The organism is Arundinibacter roseus (assembly GCF_004348825.1).
Lineage (GTDB): Bacteria > Bacteroidota > Bacteroidia > Cytophagales > Spirosomataceae > Arundinibacter > Arundinibacter roseus.
The window spans coordinates 47,486-66,445 of sequence record NZ_SMJU01000017.1 but is presented as its reverse complement, the minus strand read 5'-3'; the positions used below and the strand labels follow the sequence as shown (position 1 = coordinate 66,445).

14 protein-coding genes are annotated in these 18,960 nt (G+C 48.6%); 9 read left to right on the top strand and 5 right to left on the bottom strand.

The genetic code is table 11. The features are described from left to right. Positions 1-13: 13 nt before the first annotated feature. The 4 genes from EZE20_RS21060 (at position 14) to EZE20_RS21045 (ending at position 4,807) form a co-directional block, all read left to right on the top strand. Positions 14-1,096 carry an aldose 1-epimerase family protein gene (locus EZE20_RS21060; protein WP_132121465.1) on the top strand — a complete coding sequence of 361 codons (1,083 nt, stop codon included), beginning with the start codon at positions 14-16 and terminating at the stop codon, positions 1,094-1,096. 7 nt (positions 1,097-1,103) lie between these two features. After that, positions 1,104-2,327, top strand: a complete 1,224-nt coding sequence (locus tag EZE20_RS21055; protein ID WP_132121463.1) for a class I mannose-6-phosphate isomerase — start codon at positions 1,104-1,106, stop codon at positions 2,325-2,327. 110 nt (positions 2,328-2,437) lie between these two features. After that, positions 2,438-3,472 carry a sugar phosphate isomerase/epimerase family protein gene (locus EZE20_RS21050; protein ID WP_132121461.1) on the top strand — a complete coding sequence of 345 codons (1,035 nt, stop codon included), beginning with the start codon at positions 2,438-2,440 and terminating at the stop codon, positions 3,470-3,472. A 171-nt stretch (positions 3,473-3,643) separates the two neighbouring features. Continuing rightward, entirely contained in the window at positions 3,644-4,807 is a 1,164-nt protein-coding gene (locus EZE20_RS21045) for a Gfo/Idh/MocA family protein (RefSeq protein ID WP_132121459.1), read from the top strand. A gap of 103 nt (positions 4,808-4,910) precedes the next feature. On the opposite strand, the gene EZE20_RS21040 is transcribed toward EZE20_RS21045, so the two are convergent. Together EZE20_RS21040 and EZE20_RS21035 are read right to left on the bottom strand one after the other, a co-directional pair. Next, the gene (locus EZE20_RS21040) at positions 4,911-7,325 is read right to left on the bottom strand and encodes an outer membrane beta-barrel protein (protein WP_132121457.1); all 2,415 of its coding nucleotides are present in this window, start codon (positions 7,323-7,325) and stop codon (positions 4,911-4,913) included. Between the two features lie 316 nt (positions 7,326-7,641). Further along, positions 7,642-7,884, bottom strand: a complete 243-nt coding sequence (locus tag EZE20_RS21035; RefSeq protein ID WP_132121455.1) for a hypothetical protein — start codon at positions 7,882-7,884, stop codon at positions 7,642-7,644. A 116-nt stretch (positions 7,885-8,000) separates the two neighbouring features. Here EZE20_RS21035 and EZE20_RS21030 point away from each other — a divergent pair, with 116 nt between their 5' ends. From EZE20_RS21030 to EZE20_RS21010, 5 genes are all read left to right on the top strand, one after another. Further along, on the top strand, positions 8,001-8,885 hold the full coding sequence (locus EZE20_RS21030) for a hypothetical protein (RefSeq protein WP_132121453.1): 885 nt from the start codon (positions 8,001-8,003) through the stop codon (positions 8,883-8,885). A 175-nt stretch (positions 8,886-9,060) separates the two neighbouring features. Continuing rightward, entirely contained in the window at positions 9,061-10,560 is a 1,500-nt protein-coding gene (locus EZE20_RS21025) for a sugar ABC transporter ATP-binding protein (protein ID WP_132121452.1), read from the top strand. Positions 10,561-10,600: 40 nt separating this feature from the next. Next, the gene (locus tag EZE20_RS21020) at positions 10,601-11,584 is read left to right on the top strand and encodes an ABC transporter permease (RefSeq protein WP_132121450.1); all 984 of its coding nucleotides are present in this window, start codon (positions 10,601-10,603) and stop codon (positions 11,582-11,584) included. A 128-nt stretch (positions 11,585-11,712) separates the two neighbouring features. Continuing rightward, complete coding sequence (locus tag EZE20_RS21015; protein ID WP_132121532.1) at positions 11,713-12,648, top strand: sugar ABC transporter substrate-binding protein; 936 nt, start codon at positions 11,713-11,715, stop codon at positions 12,646-12,648. A 66-nt stretch (positions 12,649-12,714) separates the two neighbouring features. Next, a complete protein-coding gene (locus EZE20_RS21010; protein WP_132121448.1) occupies positions 12,715-13,545 on the top strand; it encodes an aminotransferase class IV in 831 nt (276 codons plus the stop codon). 11 nt (positions 13,546-13,556) lie between these two features. Here the strand turns inward: EZE20_RS21010 and EZE20_RS21005 are convergent, their stop codons facing one another. The 3 genes from EZE20_RS21005 to EZE20_RS20995 all read right to left on the bottom strand — a co-directional run bounded on the left by EZE20_RS21005 (position 13,557) and on the right by EZE20_RS20995 (position 18,947). Next, a complete protein-coding gene (locus EZE20_RS21005; protein ID WP_132121446.1) occupies positions 13,557-15,299 on the bottom strand; it encodes a family 43 glycosylhydrolase in 1,743 nt (580 codons plus the stop codon). Positions 15,300-15,417: 118 nt separating this feature from the next. After that, a complete protein-coding gene (locus EZE20_RS21000; RefSeq protein WP_132121444.1) occupies positions 15,418-17,835 on the bottom strand; it encodes a TonB-dependent receptor in 2,418 nt (805 codons plus the stop codon). After that, a complete protein-coding gene (locus tag EZE20_RS20995; protein WP_132121442.1) occupies positions 17,832-18,947 on the bottom strand; it encodes a DUF4249 domain-containing protein in 1,116 nt (371 codons plus the stop codon). Before EZE20_RS20995 ends, EZE20_RS21000 begins: the two co-directional genes overlap by 4 nt. Positions 18,948-18,960 lie beyond the last annotated feature (13 nt).

Genomic DNA, 18,960 nt, shown 5'->3' with positions numbered 1-18,960 from the left:
AATCTAACTAGCTATGGATCAAGAAACAGTAATCCACTGGAACAACAAAGCAGGAAATCCGGCGCAACTTGGCGGAATCGAAACCGCTACGCTGGACAATGGCTCCGGACGAGGTACCCGCATCGCCTGGATCAACACGGGCACCGGCCTGCGCTACAAAGTAGTGCTGGATCGGGCCATGGACATTGCCGATGCCTTCTACAATCAACATAGCCTGGCCTGGCTTAGTCAGGTTGGCATAACGCCTCCTGCGCCATTTTCAGATTCGGGCATCAACTGGTTGCGAACCTTTGGCGGCGGGTTGCTTACTACCTGCGGATTATCGCACGTGGGCGGCCCCGAATCGGACGCTTATGGAACTCGCGGGCTGCATGGCCGCATCAGCAACAGTAGTACCGAACTGGAATCCATCGTTCAGCCTGACCCGCAGCGGGGGCGCCTGAGCATGAGCATCACCGGGCGAATCCGTGAAGTTTGCGTTTTTGGTCCCGTGCTCGAACTCCGCCGGACCATTTCCGGAACGCTGGGCGAACCGTACCTGCACATTCACGATGAGGTGATCAACCGGGGCAATACCAACGCTTCACACATGCTGCTGTACCATCTCAATTTTGGCTATCCGCTGGTAGACGAAGGGGCATCTATCGTCTGGAACGGAAGCTGGAAGTCGCGGGACGGAAATCCGGACAATCCGATTTTTCATGAAGGCGGTACGTTCAAAACCTGTCCGGCTCCCCTTGATGCACACGCCGGAACGGGCGAAGAAGCAGCATTTATTGACCCAACACCCGACGAAACCGGGCACTGCCACTGCGGGATTTATAATCCGATGCTCGGCCTTGCCGTTGCTGTGCATTTCAATAAAAATGAACTTCCGAGCCTGACCAACTGGCAACATTGGGGCAAAGGCGAGTACGTCACCGGACTCGAACCGGGTACGCATCCGCCAATCGGGCAGGCCAAAGCCCGCGAACTCGGCACGCTGATTGAGCTGGCGCCTGGCGAAAGCCGTAGCTACAACCTGCGGATGGAGGTACTACACCAACCAGAAACTATTTCTTCTTTTTTAAATCAATCGAGCCTAACAAATAACTAATTAAGTAATGGAAACTTTAAATAAAAGCAGCTTAGCCGCACAGGCACTCGAACAGGGCAAAGGGATTTTGCGCCTTGCGCCTACGTGGGTACCTCGTTCTTTTTGTGTACCTGGTCGCCGGATCAAACTCCATCCGGACGATTACTATGTACTCGGCGGTGTGCGCGGCGGTATTGACGAGCGGTGGCTGTCTTCTACAACTCCCGCAAAAAATGGTCCGCTAACCGGTGAGAACGAAGGACTAAGTGCCGTAGTGGTACAGGATGGTGGAGAAGAAAAGCAGATTTTGTTAAAAGACGTCATCGACGAACTCAAAGGCGCGGTCATCGGTGATCGGCTGTGGGATGAGTACCAAAGCTGGCCAATGTATTCCAAGTTTTTTGATAACATGGGTCCGTTGCCTCACCATATTCACCACAACGACGAGCATGCTGCCAAAATCGGGCAGTTGGGCAAGCCGGAAGCGTACTATTTCCCCCCACAGCTCAACAACCACGGCGGTGATTTTCCCTACACTTTTTTCGGAATTGCTCCCGGAACTACCAAAGAGGAGATTAAAGAATGCCTGATGAATTTTACCAAAGGTGATAATAAAATCACGATGTACTCGCAGGCCTTTCCGCTGATTCCCGGCACCGGCTGGGACGTGCCTCCCGGAATGTTGCACGCGCCCGGTAGCCTGTGTACCTACGAGCCTCAAAAGGCTTCTGACGTGTTTGCCATGTATCAGTCGCTGGTCAATGAGGCCATTATTCCCGAAGAACTTCTGTGGAATGGTACGCCTGCCGACCGCATGGGCGACTACGATCAGCTGATGGAGGTGATTGACTGGGAGTTAAATACAAATCCTAACCTGCTCGAAACCCGCTTTATGCGGCCAAAACCCGTGCGTGACCTGGCCGAAATGGAGGCCGAAGGCTATGTGGAAAATTGGGTATGCTACCGATCGGATGCGTTTAGTGCCAAAGAGTTGACGGTTGCTCCCGGTGCTACCGTAACCATAAAAGACGCCGCTGCCTATGGTCTGATTATGATGCAGGGGCACGGCAAAATGGGCGAGTGGAACGTCGAAACCCCCGCGCTGATTCGCTACGGGCAACTGACCAACGATGAGTTTTTTGTCACAGAAAGCGCAGCGCAGGCCGGTGTAACGATTACCAATCACTCGTCAGTAGATCCGCTCGTAATGCTCAAACACTTTGGCCCCAATAATCCCGATTTAGTTTTATAATCAGTAAGAAATGGTCAGGATTAAATTTTAGCTAGTAATTTGACTCTGACCAAACCTGTCAAAATTAAAAACAACTAATTAATTACCTAACACCTAAAAACCTAAGGAACATGCCAGAAAATAATTATCCCAAACTCCACAATGCCACCTGGCCGGGTATTGTAGGAAAAGGCGACGACTCAGAGCCCGTGATTCCGTTTGACACGATGCTCGAAATGACCGCAAATGCCGAAGTAGACGGCGTCAAATTTGACGGAGTGGACCTCGGTCTGCTGGGTCCGCACGTCGATATTGATAGCTCTGATGATGACATCAAACGCCTGGCTGATAAAATCGCCGGACACGGCCTGAATGTAGGAAGCCTCGTAGCACCGATTTGGGGTGGGCCCACACTCGGTACTGATGACGACCGCCGGACGTTTGTCGAAATGGTGCGTAAGGCGTGTAATTTTGGCAAGATTTTCCGCGAAGCGGGCATTCGCCCATCCGGTGTAATTCGGATCGACTCAGCCACAAGTCCTGAGTCCTGGGCGGCAGATCCTGCCACCAATACCAAAATTATTGCCGGCGTATTCCGCGAAGCCTGTGACGTAGCCGCCGATTTTAATGAGCAGCTCGCCGCCGAAGGCGAAATCTGCTGGGGAGGAATGCATAGCTGGAAAACCATGATCGATACGCTCGAAGCGGTAGACCGTCCGAACATTGGTTTTCAGGCTGATATGTCGCATACCTTGCTTTATACGATGGGCTACAACCGCCCGGAAGACCGTATTTTGCCCGTAGACTTTGACTGGAACGACCGCGAAACGCTGACTGCCGCGCTCAAAACGCTGACCGATGCGCTGCGTCCCTGGACCATTGATTTTCACGTTGCGCAAAATGACGGCACGGTGCATGGCACCGGCTCGCACGACAAAACGGGCCGCCACTGTCTGGCGACAGATCCTAACGGAAAGCTGGACGTTGCGGCGGACGCCGGCTTCTGGCTGCGCGATGAAAACGGCAATCTTACCAAGAAAATGAAGCATATCTGCTGGGATGGATGTATGTTCCCGAATAGCGTGATGCACATGCAGCAAACCTGGAACGACATTCTGGCGATGCTCATTAAGGTTCGGAATGCCCACGGCTGGTATGAAGCCTGATAGCTATTTTTAACCTTTTTTCTTTTACATAAATAATCTTTAACCACAAGTTAATCAGCGAACAGCAAAGGCAATTTAAAAATCTTTTCTGGTCTAAAAGCGGAAAAAATTACATTAAAAAACTGTAAACGACTGATTGAACCTTGGGTTACCTAAACAGCTATTACATCTATGAGCAATAAAAAAGAGATTAGAATTGGACTCATTGGTTGCGGTTTGATGGGCCGCACGCACACCAATGGCTATAAAAGACTCGGAGATTTTTTCCCGGAATACGAATACCGCCCCGTCCTGAAAGCCGCCTGCTCACGAAGTGAAGACAAGGTAAAAGCCTTTGCCGAACAGTGGGGCTACGAGTCGTACGAAACCGACTGGAAAGCCCTCGTGGCCCGTGACGACATCGACGCAATCGACATTTGTACACCCAACGACACACATGCCGAAATTGCCATTGCAGCGGCGGCTGCCGGAAAAATGATTTTGTGTGAAAAACCCCTTGCCCGTACATTGGCCGAAGCCCAAACAATGGTAGATGCCATCGAGAAAGCAGGTGTAAAAAATACCGTGTGGTATAACTACCGCCGTGTACCTGCCGTAACGTTGGCTAAGCAAATCGTCGATTCCGGCAAATTGGGCAAAATTTTCCATTACCGTGCCAACTTCCTGCAAGACTGGACCATCAGCCCCGACCTGCCGCAGGGCGGTACGGCGCTATGGCGCCTGGACTCCGACGCTGCCGGATCGGGTGTAACCGGCGACTTGCTGGCGCACTGCATTGACACGGCTATGTGGATCAACGGTGCTATTACTGACGTGTCGGCAATGACCGAAACCTTCATCAAAGAACGCGTGCATCAGGCAAGCGGACAGGTGCAGAAAGTCGGCATTGACGATGCCTGTATTTTCCATTGTCATTTTAAAAATGGCTCCCTGGGTCTGTTTGAATCCACTCGCTATGCCCGCGGACATAAAGCGCTTTATACCTTCGAAATCAACGGCGAGCATGCCTCCATTCGCTGGGATTTGCACGATATGAACCGGCTGGAATTTTTTGATCACGACGACGACGCCATCGTGCGTGGCTGGCGCTCCATTTTGGTGACCGATAGCGACCAACCCTACATGGGCCGTTGGTGGATTCCCGGTACGAGCATCGGCTACGAGCATTCTTTTGTGCATCAAGTGGCCGATTTTTTCAAAAGTCTCGAAACCGGAGAGCCCTGCGCCCCGACGTTTCAGGATGCGCTCGAAACCCAGAAAGTATGTGAAGCCGTACTAGCCTCTGCCGCCTCGCGTAGCTGGAAAGATACGGGTGTAGAGAACGATATAAGCTAGTTTTTTGAGTTGAAAAGTCATTCGTCGCCAATCCGTACTTTTTTGAAAGTGCAGGTTGGCGACGATTTTGTTTTTTTGGGAGAGGGAAATTTTAAAAAAAAAACTAGTACCACTTTTGTGAAAATATGGTACACTTAATCATAAAATAGCGAGACAATTGATTAGAAAAGGTTCGGGAAATATCGTTGTTTTGGCTACTAATAGCTGCTTGTTGTGAGGAATTAAAAATATTATTTACTAAAAATGAAAGGCGTACACGCTGATTTTTTAGCAAGTAATAGTCAAAATTTATATCAGCAAATGGGTAGTGAGTAATATGTGTATTAGTGGATTGGGCTAAAATATGTCGCGAAGAAAAATCGCCATATAAACGTGAAGAAAAGCGATGTTTTCCCTGCATAATTAATTCGAATCTATTTGAAGAAGTTGAAGTACCTGTGCTAAGTGATTTCTGCCGAAATAGTTGCACTCGGCTGATAAAATTTAATGAAGTAAATGATTTGATATTCCAACGAAAATCTAAACTTGCTAAACCGGATTGATTACTAAATCTTGAAAGCGATTCACCCGATTGCACCAAGGCTCGTTTTTCTGAAATAAAACTTGTTAAGTTATAGGACCACTTTTTTTGCGGTAATACCAAATAAATGAATGTAGCTGAATAGGTAGGTTGTTGCAAATCCGTTTGACCAAAACCTCTAAATAGTAAGCCACCTTCGGTAATTTTATTTACCTGAATAATTCCCTGATTTTCCTGGTTAATAGTAAAATTTCCCATAAGGACTTTCCCATGAAGGGAACTGTAATTCATGCCCAAATCAAATGTCCTGATTAAATAATTTGTCAATGCCGGGTTACCCTGTTCAATCACCTGAAGACTGGTACTATCGGGAAGTGGAAATAACTGCCCCGCCGATGGTAACCCTACCTGATGTGCATAGCGTGCAAATACGGTCAATCTTTTTTTGAGATAATAGCTCGCATAAAGCCTGGGTAAGCCCACAGAAAGTACAGTTTTATTTAAATTATAACCCGAACGGACTAAATTTCCATTCCAAACACCAAAACCCAAACTCGAAGTCAGTTTTTTGGTTTTATAATAAGCTGAAACAGTTGTGCTGAAACTCCGGTCAGAAACCCGAAAATCTGCCAGATTTTGGGTCGGAATAGCCTGATTAATACTACCGATTATGGGTTGAAATGCCGTTTGATCGGTCCGGGTAATATCTTTGACCCAATTTAGGTTTGCCTCCAAAAGCCATTTTTTGGAAAGTGGGAATGATTGAATTCCTTGAAGTTGCAGGTATTTTGTTTGAAAGTTTCGACTGATTTTTCGGTCAAAAACTACTTGTTCATAGTCATTTTTGTAAGACTGTTGTACCGCAGACGAGGTTGTAAATTGGCTGACATACACCGACGAAACAAGCGCAGGTTTGGTATAGCGACGAGTCCAGGTCAGGCTATTTGACGTCAACCGGGGAATTTGTGAATTAGTAAAGTACTGTTCTAAACTCCTTGGAGCTGTGGTTTCTTGTACAACTTGCTGTTGATCAAATCCATGGCTACGGTTGGTATTCCAGGAGATTTGGTGTGAAAACTTAATGGAATTCTTTTGATCAGGCCGATACGTGCCACTTACAGCGCCCCAAATCTGTTTCTCCTGAATCTGATTACTACGCACTGATTCGACGGATTGCCTAAGGTTATTGACTTGTCGGTAGATTTGTTGCTGATGCACAACCACTTGCCGTAGCTGCGTGGCAAACAAATAAACGTTAAGTTCGAGTGTTTCCGTTGATTTTGAATAATTTCCTCCGGCAGAGGTAAGCACATTTTCTCCATCGTCAAGCGCTGCAAGGGGTAGTGTATATAGCCGCGTGTCGGGTAGTTTCATGACACTATTCTCAGCATTTGCTACCACCGAATATGCACCCTGTGTACTGTGATTATAACTTAAACGATGAATGGAGGTAGATTCCTGGCGACTGATCGGATTTTCGTTGATCGTGTTGTGATTGATGAAACTGCTGAAAAAATAGTTAGGATTAATTCTGTTTACCTTTACACCGATACTTTTAAGATTAGACGTTCCGTATCCTGCCGGAAGGTCGGCATACCAGCCATTTTTCCGGTCTTCTTTTATTGTTAAGTTTAGATGTACGCCCTGTGAATTCGTCCCTAAGGTGACTCCCGAAACTTCGAGCTGGTCTATCATATCACTTTTTAGGGCATTTAGCGTTGCTTTAACATTTCCCCCAAAAAGAAGTTTTCCATCTACTGTGATACGACTTACTGTCTTACCCATAACCGTAAGCCTGCCATTATTGTCCAAATAGACCCCCGGCATGTTTTGCATCAATTCCCCGGCATCGCTATATGGACGGGTTTCGATGCCTTCCGTTTTGATGATGAGGGTGTCGCCCTGTATAGTAACTCGCGGAATGGGTTTAATCGTTAGTGGTGCAAGTTCAATTACTTTTTCTTTTAAAATTACATAAACACTTCCTGAGCTTACCAACGAATCAGTTTTTACTTTTCTTTCAAAAGAAAGGTAACCTGGCGCAGAAATAGAAAATGTAAATTCAGCTTTATTTTTTTCTAGTAAAAGATCAATACATGTATCGCTGACTACATAAAATGTGTGTATATTTTTTTGCCATTTGATAGCAACTGATCGAGGGGTTGTAAATTTGGAAGAATCAGAAAAAGATAGGCAAACAGGAATTCTCTGACCTTTGGCAAGGAAACTAACAAAAAAATAGAAAACTGAAAATAGGCCAAAAGAAACTCTCAAAGTAAAGGTGGGGTTTACTGATGAATACTACATGATTGAGTTACATTTCGTTAATTCGATGGATCTCTATTTCTTGACTAGTAGTATTTCCATAGGCGTCACAATAAGTACTAACGCTTCCAAATCCAGCAAGATTGCCATCCTCATAATAGGAGAAATAGCTAACACTACATAAATAATCGACAACGGTAGAAAAAAGATTCGATGGCTTATTTTCACCATAAGCTTCAAATATGCCAAAAGTTAGGCAAAGCAGGAGGATAAAATTTACAATTTTTTTCATGTTTAGGTTTATTTAGGTGTAAAAAAATAGTTCAAAAAAAATAATCAGTAAACCCCCTTGAAAGCTATTATTGTTATTATGCAAGAAAAATTTAAACTTTTTAATTGACTTAAATTATGAGTAAGTTTTTCATGTTCTGTTTAGCACTTTTTGCGGCACATTCGGCTAGTTCTCAAAAAAATCCAGGCATTTGGGATGTTTATGCAGGAAAGAAAATCAAGACCGTCAGCGAAGCGGAGCGAAAAAGTGAAGGCAAAAATAGTACTACTATCAATGGTGTACCCACCACAGTAAAAGCAACCAAAACCACTCGTAGAACTACCCGCCAAACGACATTTCGAAAGCTGGGGTCGGCTGATGAGTACCAATGTACGTTTCTCATCCAGCGGATTCAACTGGAAGCTACTGGTAAAGCTGGTTTGCAGTATGATTCAGAAAATACCTTTGAACGAAATCCCGCCTTGCAGGAAATGTATGACAGGCTCGATCAAAATATTGATAAACCCATGAAGAAAACCATTCATACCTCACCACATGCCAATACCGGGCAGGCGGTTTCACCCGATTTTCTTGCGGATTGGGTGGGAGGATTGCCTCAAACCCACGCTGCGGTAGAGTTATCATGTATTTTTCTGAACTCGTATATCTTTCAGGGTGCACGTACAGGTGCTATTCGTAAAGATACCCTGACGGCGGAAGGTGTGCGCTGGGAAAATACGTATCGGATGGTTGCTTTGGAAAACAATCGGTGGACAATCGCCGCAAGTTTTGTAAAAAAGGATCAGGCTACTAAACCAAAAACTCCGGCGCTTAGTCAGGGAGTAACGGGCTCGACAGAAGATTCAAGTTTTGAAGGACAACTTGAAGTAGACGCTCGTACAGGATTGATTTATAAAGCGGAACTGATGCGGGAATCTACCACTACGGCGCAGGTAATGGGCAGTGCCATGCAAACGTTGAATTCAAGTACGTATCGGGTAGTTAATTCACTTCAAAACTAAGTTTGATTATAATTTAATCTGCCGAAAAAATACCATATATTCCCCAATCACACTGCACAAGCCAATTTTCACTCCTGATTCAGGTAGTAGTCTTGATGATGTCAGTTCTTTATTAGAAAAAACGGGCTGAGCGGAAAAAATTACCCTCGGTGCGTGTACAATTTGGGCTACATACATGAGTGCTCCACAAACGTATATTCTACAAGTTAGCAACCTGCATAAATCCTTTGGGGGCATCAAAGCGCTGGATGGCGTGCAACTGTCGCTGCAACGGGGCGAAGTACTGGCCCTGATGGGTGAAAACGGCGCGGGGAAATCTACCCTGATGAAAATCCTGATCGGACTGGAAAGCGCAGATTCCGGCGAGATACTTTTTGAAGGAAAGCCCCTCAAAAGCAGCAACGTGAAACAGACGCTGGACCGGGGTATTTCGATGATTCATCAGGAAATTCTAATGGTTCCGGAACTGACCGTGGCCGAAAATATATTTCTGGGCCGTGAAACTACCCGTTGGCTGCCCGGTTGGGTTGATGATCGCCACATGTATCACCAAACGGATCTTCTGTTGGCAGAGCTGGGATTGACCCTCAGTGCCCGGACAAAAATGAAATATCTGAGCGTAGCCGAGCGGCAAATGGTGGAAATAGCGAAGGCCATATCTAACAATGCCCGGATCATCATCATGGACGAACCGACCTCGGCACTTTCGGACAAGGAAGTAACAACGCTTTTCCGAATCATTCGCGATTTGAAAGCGCAGGGAGTGGCCATTATTTATATCTCTCATAAAATGGAAGAGATTGCGCAAGTTGCCGATACCATCACGGTGCTGCGCGATGGCCGCTACATCGCTACTAAACCTGCCGCTGAACTGGATAAAGAATCGCTGATTGCCTTGATGGTGGGCCGCCAAATCGATCAGCTGTTTCCGGAAGCTACCACCCAAAAAGGAGAAACGGTGCTGTCGGTCCGCAACCTCAGCCGTGCGGGGGCTTTCAGCGATATTTCTTTTGATATTCGGGCCGGTGAAGTTCTGGGTTTGGCCGGGCTCATGGGGGCCGGGCGTACGGAAGTGGCGCGGGTTATTTATGGGCTGGATGCCGCAACAGCCGGAGAAATTTTTCTGAAAGGCCAAAAAGTAGCTGTTCATTCGCCTCAGGATGCCATTCGTCATGGCATAGGCTATTTGAGCGAAGACCGTAAAGCGCTGGGCTGTATTCCGGGTATGTCGGTTCAGCATACCCTCACGCTATCGAGCTTGGCGCGTTTTGCCACCTGGGGTTTTATTGAAGCGACCAACGAACAGGAAACCGCCCGGCGCACTGTGTCTGAATTACACGTAAAAACCTCTGGACTGGATCAGGGCGTAATGCAGCTCAGTGGGGGCAATCAGCAAAAGGTCGTGCTGGGCAAAGTATTGCTGGCCAACCCGGACGTCGTGATGTTCGACGAACCCACGCGCGGGATTGACATTGGTGCCAAGCACGAAATCTATAAACTGATCCGTCAACTAACCGCGCGAGGAATTGCCGTGCTGCTGATTTCGTCGGAACTTCCCGAAATCATTGGCCTGTGCGACCGCGTACTGGTTCTTTCGCAGGGAAGGCAAACGGCTCTGCTTTCCGGGCAGGAAGCAAACCCGGAACGAATCATGCAATATGCCGTACCTGCCTGAAATTGTAAGCACTCATGCGCTCAAAACCTGATTTTAACTCATGAAACAACTCGTTACTTCTCTTTATAATCAAGCCGGAACCTCCTACAAAAAACGTGTACAAGGTATTGGTACCTATGGTATTTTGCTGGCGTTTATTGTTATCTGCGTAGCACTTGCCCTCAGCACGCCCCGGTTTCTGACGGTTTCCAACCTGACGATCATCGTTACACAGGTATCTATCAATGCGTTGCTGGCGTTTGGTGTAACGTTCGTGATCATCACCGGAGGTATAGATCTGTCGCTGGGCTCGCTCGTGGCGGTAACGGGTGTGGTGGCGGCTATGTTTGCCCATCCCGATACCTTCCCGCTGATTGTTCCGCTGGTGTTTGCACTTGGAGCCGGCTTGCTGATGGGAGGGTTTAATGGCCTGGTGATTACCAAAAGTAAAGTTCCGCCCTTTATTGTCACCCTGGGCACGATGACGATTGGCCGTGGCCTGGCGCTGATTTTGAGCAAGGGGCGACCTATTTCCAATCTTTCCGATTCGTTTAATTTTATTGGGGGAGGAAAAATCCTGGGCATTCCGTTTCCGATCATTATTCTTCTCATCGTATTTGTCGCCTGCTCTTTACTGCTGCGCAAAACCATCTGGGGCCGATATATGTACGCCGTCGGTGGAAACGAACAAGCCGCTCGTGCCTCGGGAATTCCCGTTGAAAAAATCAAAATGCTGGTTTATATGCTCAGTGGAACGCTCGCCGGACTGGCGGGCCTCGTGCTGACGGCCCGCATCACGACCGGTCAGCCTAACGCCGGGCAGGGCTTTGAGCTGGATGCGATTGCAGCAGCGATTATCGGCGGTACTAGCACCTCGGGCGGTAGCGGCAGCATGACGGGCACACTCATTGGTGCGTTGCTCATTGGCGTCATCAGCAACGGTCTTGACCTGCTCAACGTTACGTCGTACTACCAACAGGTCGTTATGGGTGTCATTATCATTGGCGCCGTCATTCTCGATGGCCTCAACCGCAAAGCAGCTTAATTAGTAGGTTTGTATACTTTTTGTTTTTTGAAATTGACAGGAAAAGAATTTAATAATTTCTCAAAAATGCACTTCCTGAACCATTATAATCTTGTTTTTATAAATAATTCAAAATGAATAATTCCTTGATGAACCGTCTTTCAGCGTTTAGCTTTTTTCTCCTGAGTACATTTTTTCTTACAAATTGCAATCAATCCGGTTCAGACACCGCCTCGGGCGACAAACCCGTCATTGGGGTCACGATGCTCAGTATGCAGAATGAGTTCATCGTCAATGTGAGCGATGAAATCGATAAAAAAGCGGAGGAAGCTGGCGTGGAACTCATTACGGTGGATGCCGAGCGCTCGGCCCTCAAACAGATCGAACAGGTCGAAAGCTTCATTGCACAGGGCGTCGATGCCATCATCATGAATCCCTGCGAAGTAGAAGCAAGCTCACCGGCGGTGGCAAAAGCGCTGGCTGCGGGTATTCCGATCATCAACGTCAACTCTGCAACTGCTACAAAACCGTCGGCTTTTGTGGGTTCCGACGACGTGGAATCGGCGCGCATCGCCATGAAATACATTGCGGAAAAATTGGGCGGTAAAGGAAATGTCATCATGATTCACGGCTATATGGGTCAGGCGGCGCAAATTCAGAGGGAACAGGGCGCTCGGGAAATATTGAAAAATTATCCTGACCTCAAACTTCTGGCGAGCCAAACCGGCGAATGGGACCGGGCAAAGGCTATGTCGCTGATGGAAAACTGGATTCAGTCGTACGGCAGCCAAATCAATGCCGTATTTGCCCACAACGACGAAATGGGCATGGGAGCCATGAAAGCCCTGACCGACGCCGGCCTGAAAGACAAGATACTGGTGGTAAGTATTGACGCCATTCCAGACGCATTGCAGGCCGTACAAAAGGGGACGCTCGACGCAACCGTGTATCAAAATGCGAAGCAGCAAGGTTCGCAGGCGATTGAAACGGCCTTAAAGATTTTGAACAAACAACCTTACGAACAGGAAGTTCTCATTCCTTTTCAGCTTGTGACAAAGCAAAATGTGGCTGAATTCGTGAAATAAAGGGCTTTTATTGTCGGATTTTCTTGCCATATTTGGAAAGTATCCGTTTTCAAAAAGTCCCTTTTCATGTCGTACCACCTGTATTTCAATGGTCAGATTTTGCCGATTGAGTCGGCCCTGTTTCAAACCAACGACCTTAGCCTGTTGCGTGGCTACGGGATGTTTGACTATTTCCGTACCTACAACGGCGTACCGTTTCGCTGGAATGACTACTGGGCGAGGTTCGAAAACTCAGCCCGATTGCTAAAACTTCCGCTTCCGGTGTCGCAGGAAGAAACCGCCGCTATTCTGACCGAGCTGCACACCCGTGCGGGTGAAGCCGAAGTGGCCTTTCGGTTTGTGCTGACCGGCGGCTACTCGGCCGATAGCGTGAGCGTGGTACAGCCCAATTTCCTGATTCGCTGCGAGCCACTTCCCAAAGACAATCCGGCGGGACTGCTCAAAGGCATCAAAGTGCTTCCGTACGACTACGTACGCGATTTGCCCGAAATAAAAACCACCAACTACGTCCACATGATTCTGATGGCGGACGAAATGAAACAGCAGCAGGCGGCAGACTTACTTTTTCATAAAGACAACGAAATCAGCGAATTGACCCGCAGCAATGTATTCCTCTTCAAGGGAGATAGCCTCATTACGCCCGACCGCAACATTCTCAACGGCATCACCCGCCGAACCGTCCTGGAACTCGCCGCTCCGCATTTTGATGTGCAGGTACGTCCCGTTCTTCTTGATGAACTGCTGCATGCCAACGAGGTTTTTACTACAAGCACCACCAAATGGGCGATGCCCATTGTACAGGTGGGCGAGCACACAATTGGCAACGGCACGCCCGGAAACCGAACGCTGAAAATTCAGGAATTATTTGTGAAATTGGTGGAGCAGTGGGGGAAGTAGGGGGGTGAGCTCTACTCCACCTTCACCAGTGGAAACTGCTCTGAAATACCGTTTTCGTTGAAGGCCTCGATCGTGTAGTAGTACGTGGCGAGTTTATCCATGGCTTTAAACCAGTATTCGTTATGGGTAAGCACCATAATATTGTTGTAGAGTTTGTCGGGATGCGTGCCGTAGCGGATCGTGTAGCCGTAGGCCCCATCCACCGGCGACCAGCGAATCCAGGCGCTGCGTTTGTCTTTTTCGGTACGCAAAACCATAAATTGCTTCACGGCATCGGGGCGTTGCCCGGCTCCTTTGCCAAACACCCGAAAACCACTGAGCGCAAACTTTCCCTGCGGCATGTGGATATTTTCGAGTTTCAAAAAACGGGTTGATACGGGCGTTGGCAATTCCACGTAGTCATGGGGTACGTCCTTTTTGTTAGCTGATTTATCGACCAGCACTTCCCATTTTTTGCCGTCTTTGGAATGATACAGAATATATTGATGGTACTGATCGGTCACTTTTCCCAACGTGCCAGCATCCTGATCTGCGTAGTTGATCTGCACGGCCTGCACGGTCGATAGTTCGCCCAAATCCGTTTCAAACCACTCGCCTTTATTTCCCGATTTTGCACTCCAATAGGTCTTTATGTCCTCATCAACCGCGAGATTAGGCTGATACCCACCGAGCGACGACGACGCCCGCACCGGTTTTTGGTAGTTGAGCAGCATCCAGCCTGTAAATACGCCGGGCTTATCGGCATAGGGCAGAACATGCGGGTAGTCGCCATAGGCGGTGTTGCAGTACATGACGTCATCCTGATCAAAGCCTGCGGGCCAGATTCCGAGGCGGCGTTCAAAATTATTTTTGCGGTTCATTACCACCGTAGACACATGCCAGTAGTTTTTGTCATTGTCCAGAAACGTAGCCCCGTGCCCGGCACCGCGTGCAAAACCACCCAGTTTCATACTCAGCGGATCGCTCTGATTTTTGAAATTTCCCAGCGGAGAGTCGCCTACGGCCACGCCATCGGCATAGCCGCTGCCTTCGGTACCGGGTGCGCCATATTGCAGGTAGTATTTTCCGTTGTGTTTGGTCATGTGGGCACCTTCCATAAAACCATCCAGAAAGGTATCGTCCATGTGCTCGCCGAAGCGCTGCCATCCATAGCGCCAAGATTCCAGCAGATATACTTCCTTACGCGTGCCGATAGGTGCCATCGTTTGGCGGTTCAGCTCAATGCCGTAGAGCGGGTAGCGGTTGCTCGACCCGTTGTACATATAAAACCGCCCGTCGGTATCGGTGAAAAAGTCGGGGTCCCAGCCGCCAATTCCGAAGCGCTCTACAAGCGGTTTCCACTCGTTGGCTTCGGGATTGGTACTCATCCAAATCGTAAATTCACCGGTATAGGTAGAGCCAAACACCAGCATCGTATCGCCCACAATTCCTACCGCAGGGGCGCACAGCTCGTCGTAGACGTTGTTCCAGGGGCGCAAAAACCGGCGGGAGTGAAACGTCCAGTCGGACATATTGCTGCTGTGCCAGTAGCCCCACTGATTGGTACTGAACAGAAAAAAGGTGCCTTTGTAGTTCACAATCACCGGATCAGCCGTGGCGCGGTGGCGGCCCCATTCCGAGAAATTCGGAATAGGCGTATAGCCATAGTCCAGGTTGATGGGGTTGCAGTAGGTTTTTTGGGCCAGAACTTGACCCGAGTTAAAAAGGTAAACGAGTTGAAGGAGTATAGCTGTAAAAGCAATCAGATGTTTCATTATGCCAAAGGAATCAAGTCATGAGTTCAAATATAAATAGATACTGGCAAACGGTTTTTTGTTTAGTGATGAAACAACAGATTCTTATTCTTGCTTAAAAAATTTGTACCAACCAGCCCTACCGAATATTCTTGATATTAAACGTCACGGAAAAAATCGGGGCATTAAAAACCGTCAGTTGGTAAGGCCGGAAGCCTGTCCCGACCTGCTTGAAGAAGACCGAATACTGATTATCAATGCCATACACATTATAGAGCGTAAAAACCCAGTTGCCCTGCCAGCGGCGGTCTTTTTCGGTCAGGTTGTTGAGTTGCAGCGAAAAATCCAGTCGGTGGTAATCCCGAATCCGGTCCTGATTGCGCAGGGTAAAGTACGGAATGCTCCGGTTTTGGTAGCGCAAAACTCCCGTGGGTGCCGTGAAAGGCCGCCCGGAAGAGTACGTAAAGGTCGCCGAGAACGTAGTGATTTTGTTGGGAATCGTGGTGAGCGACAGGTTGAACGAATGCGGGCGGTCAAAATTGGCCGGAAACCACTCCCCATTATTGATACGCTCCATAAACGAAGGCCCCTCGTCCACACGGTTGAGCACACGTGCGTAGGTATAGCTGATCCAGCCGGTGGTTGTCCCTTTTTTCTTCGTGGCCATCGCTTCAATACCATAGGCGCGGCTCTGCCCTTGCAGGAGCTGGGTTTCGACGTTTTCCCGAAGTAAAAAATCTGCGCCGGGTTTATATTCCAGAATGTTGTTGGTTTCGCGCCAGTACGCTTCCAGGGAGTATTCAAAAATAGAACTTTTGGACGACTGAAAATAGCCCAGCGTAGTAAGCTGGCTTACCTGCGGTTTGATGTACGCATCGCTCGTTTTCCAGCGGGAGGTGGGCAGGGGCGTAGTGGTGTTGGAAATCACCTGCATATACTGCCGCATGAGTGAGTACCCGCCTTTGAGCGAAGCCCTGTCGTTCAGTTTGAGGCTGAGCCCGAGCCGGGGTTCGAGGCCGCCATAGGTAGCCTTGGCTTCTCCCCGGCCGTACTGCGTAGCGCCCGTTACCTCCGACTCCTCCCGCAGGGAGCCGGGGCGGTAGGTTTGCACCGTGCCGGGGCCGAGATCCAGAAAGTAAGAGTAGCGCAGCCCGGCCATAACCGTCAGCCATCGGGTTGCTTTAAACTCATCTTCAATGTGACCGGCAAGTTCCAGGCCATTTTCCTGCGGTAGGTTGATGGCATTGACCGACGGACTACTGCCGGGATTGAGCCTTCCCGGGGGGTGCAGCAGGTAGTTAACCACGCCAAGCCCGATTTCGATTTTGTGCGCTTCGTTGGGCGTATAGTTGAGATTGCCTTTGAGCTGCCGGTGCAGCACGTTGGACATAATTTCGACGGTATTGTCGCCGGTCGTTTCCGGCAAAAGAATACTGGGGGCGTAGTCGCTTTGAGTAGCTACCACCTGCATGTCGAGTTTTGGGGTAAAAGCATGAAACCACTTCGCCGAAAAGTTGAGGGTTTTGAACTGAAACTGCGTGGACTCCGACACAATGTTGTCTACACCTCCCAGCAGCTCCGTCTGGAAAAAATCAGTATTGAAGTAGGTGGAAACGGATAACGTATTTTTAGGATTAATCACCCAAAATAACTTGGCGGCAGCATCCCCAAAGTTGGCCCGAATACCCCGAATCCGTGGAGGGCCATATTTGAACAAAAAATCATTAAACGATCCTCTTCCCGACACCAGCAGACCTATTTTCTGTTTGAGAAGCGGCATTTCTACCGTAAGTCTGCTGGAAATGAGCCCGATACCTGCCTGTACTTTGAACTGGTCAAGGCTGGGGTTAGCCATAGCTACATCCATGACCGCTGCGGCACGGCCTCCATAGCGGGCAGGTGTAGTGCCTTTGTAGACCTCCATGGAAGAGACGGCATCCGGCGGAAATACCGAAAACATGCCGAACAGGTGGGTTGGATTAAAAATCGGGGCGTCGTCAAAAAGCATCAGGTTTTGATCGACCGTGCCTCCGCGGATATTTACGCCATTGGAAGCCTCGCCTACCGACGTAACGCCCGGCAGCAGCTGGAGACTACGCAGAATATCTACCTCGCCCATGACGGCAGGAAGATTTTTGATCGTTTTGATGTTGAGGCGTGTAACCCCAAGCAGCGGTTTGCGGATGGTCTGATCCACGCTTTGGGTCGAGATTGTTACCTCGTCCAGCTCATTTGCTACGGCCAGCAGGCGCACCGTCAGGGTCGTGTCGCGCGTGAGGTCAAATTTGGAAAAGTATGTCCGATAGCCCAGATTTCGGATGGTAAGCACCACTTCGCCTTCGGGATGAAAAATCTCAAATACACCGTTTTTGTCGGTATAAAGGCCCATGCGGTTATAATTGAACTGCACAATGCCATTCACAATTGGCTGCCCCGAGAGCGAATCAGACAACACGCACCGCACCATGTGGCTTTTGCCGGGCGGGCGTTTTTGGGCAATCGTTGCGGTACTCAGCAGGGATAGGAATAGTACACAAAGAAGTAAAGTCTGTTTCATTGCCAGCCGATGGGTTTGTTGGGTGTTCGTGTAGTAGAAAGCCGACAGGGGGGACTAAATCCAAAAGCTGCGCTGATAGCTGGTTCCCTGCCTAAAAGTGGTATGATAATAGGCGAAGGAAAACCACGCCTGTTGATCCAGATCCGCTGGATATTTTTGCCTCCGGCACCAAAATAGCCCGAAACAAGTTCCTTCGGATTATCCACATTTCGGATATTCCCAATGGGTGGTGCGGGCGGACTATCTACAAAGGTACCGGAAGTTTCTAGCTGTCGTCTGAGCAGATCAAAATATCGAAAAGCTCCAATTGAAAGATTGTACTGCGAAAGCTCAAGCAGCCCCCCACGCTCATCGTAAAAAGGGACTTGACGGACTAGCAAGCCCCGCACTTGATTTCCATTGATGAATACATCCGAAAAGGCCGTAATTCTAGGATCTCCCAGAATCTCCCAGCAGTCACCATCACACTGATAATCACGTATGATGGATGGGGCACTTGGTGTAGGTGTGCCACACTGGCCCGCACGAGGATTCAAAGAGGAATTAATACATGTTAAACAAATAGTCTGAAACTCAAAAAGCCGTGATTCCCAATAGTAATAGTTTCGCTCATCAGCCGGATCGTCAAAGTCGGCCTTAACCTCTATGGCAGACATTGTTTTCTGGCCAAAGTTCTCAAAAGCCACCTGCGTACGTGGTACAAACTCTGTGGTATAACTGGCTCTACCCCTAAGGGGAAGCAGTAGCTCGGCTGAGGACTCGTACTTACGGCCATCAGGTAGTACAAAATACAGGCTGTACGTTTCACCTGCTTTGCCCCGAAAATCCGGGGCCGACTCATACACGCCGGCGGCGGTTTCCCTCAGCGGAATCACCGGACCTTGCTTGGCCCGTACTTCTATTTTAGCACCGCCAACGGCTTGCAGAAAACTGGTGCTTTTGGTGCTTCGTGTGTTTTGGAGGGTTATCCGTATGGGTCCATCATCCGTTACAAAGCCTTCTACCGTGAGGAGGGTGTCTTCATATTCAAAGGACCTGCTATATGGATCCACGCACTGAACCAGCAACAGTATGGCCACAAGAGCGGCAGCTCTGGTTAGTTTTTGGTACATAAAATGGTTAGTA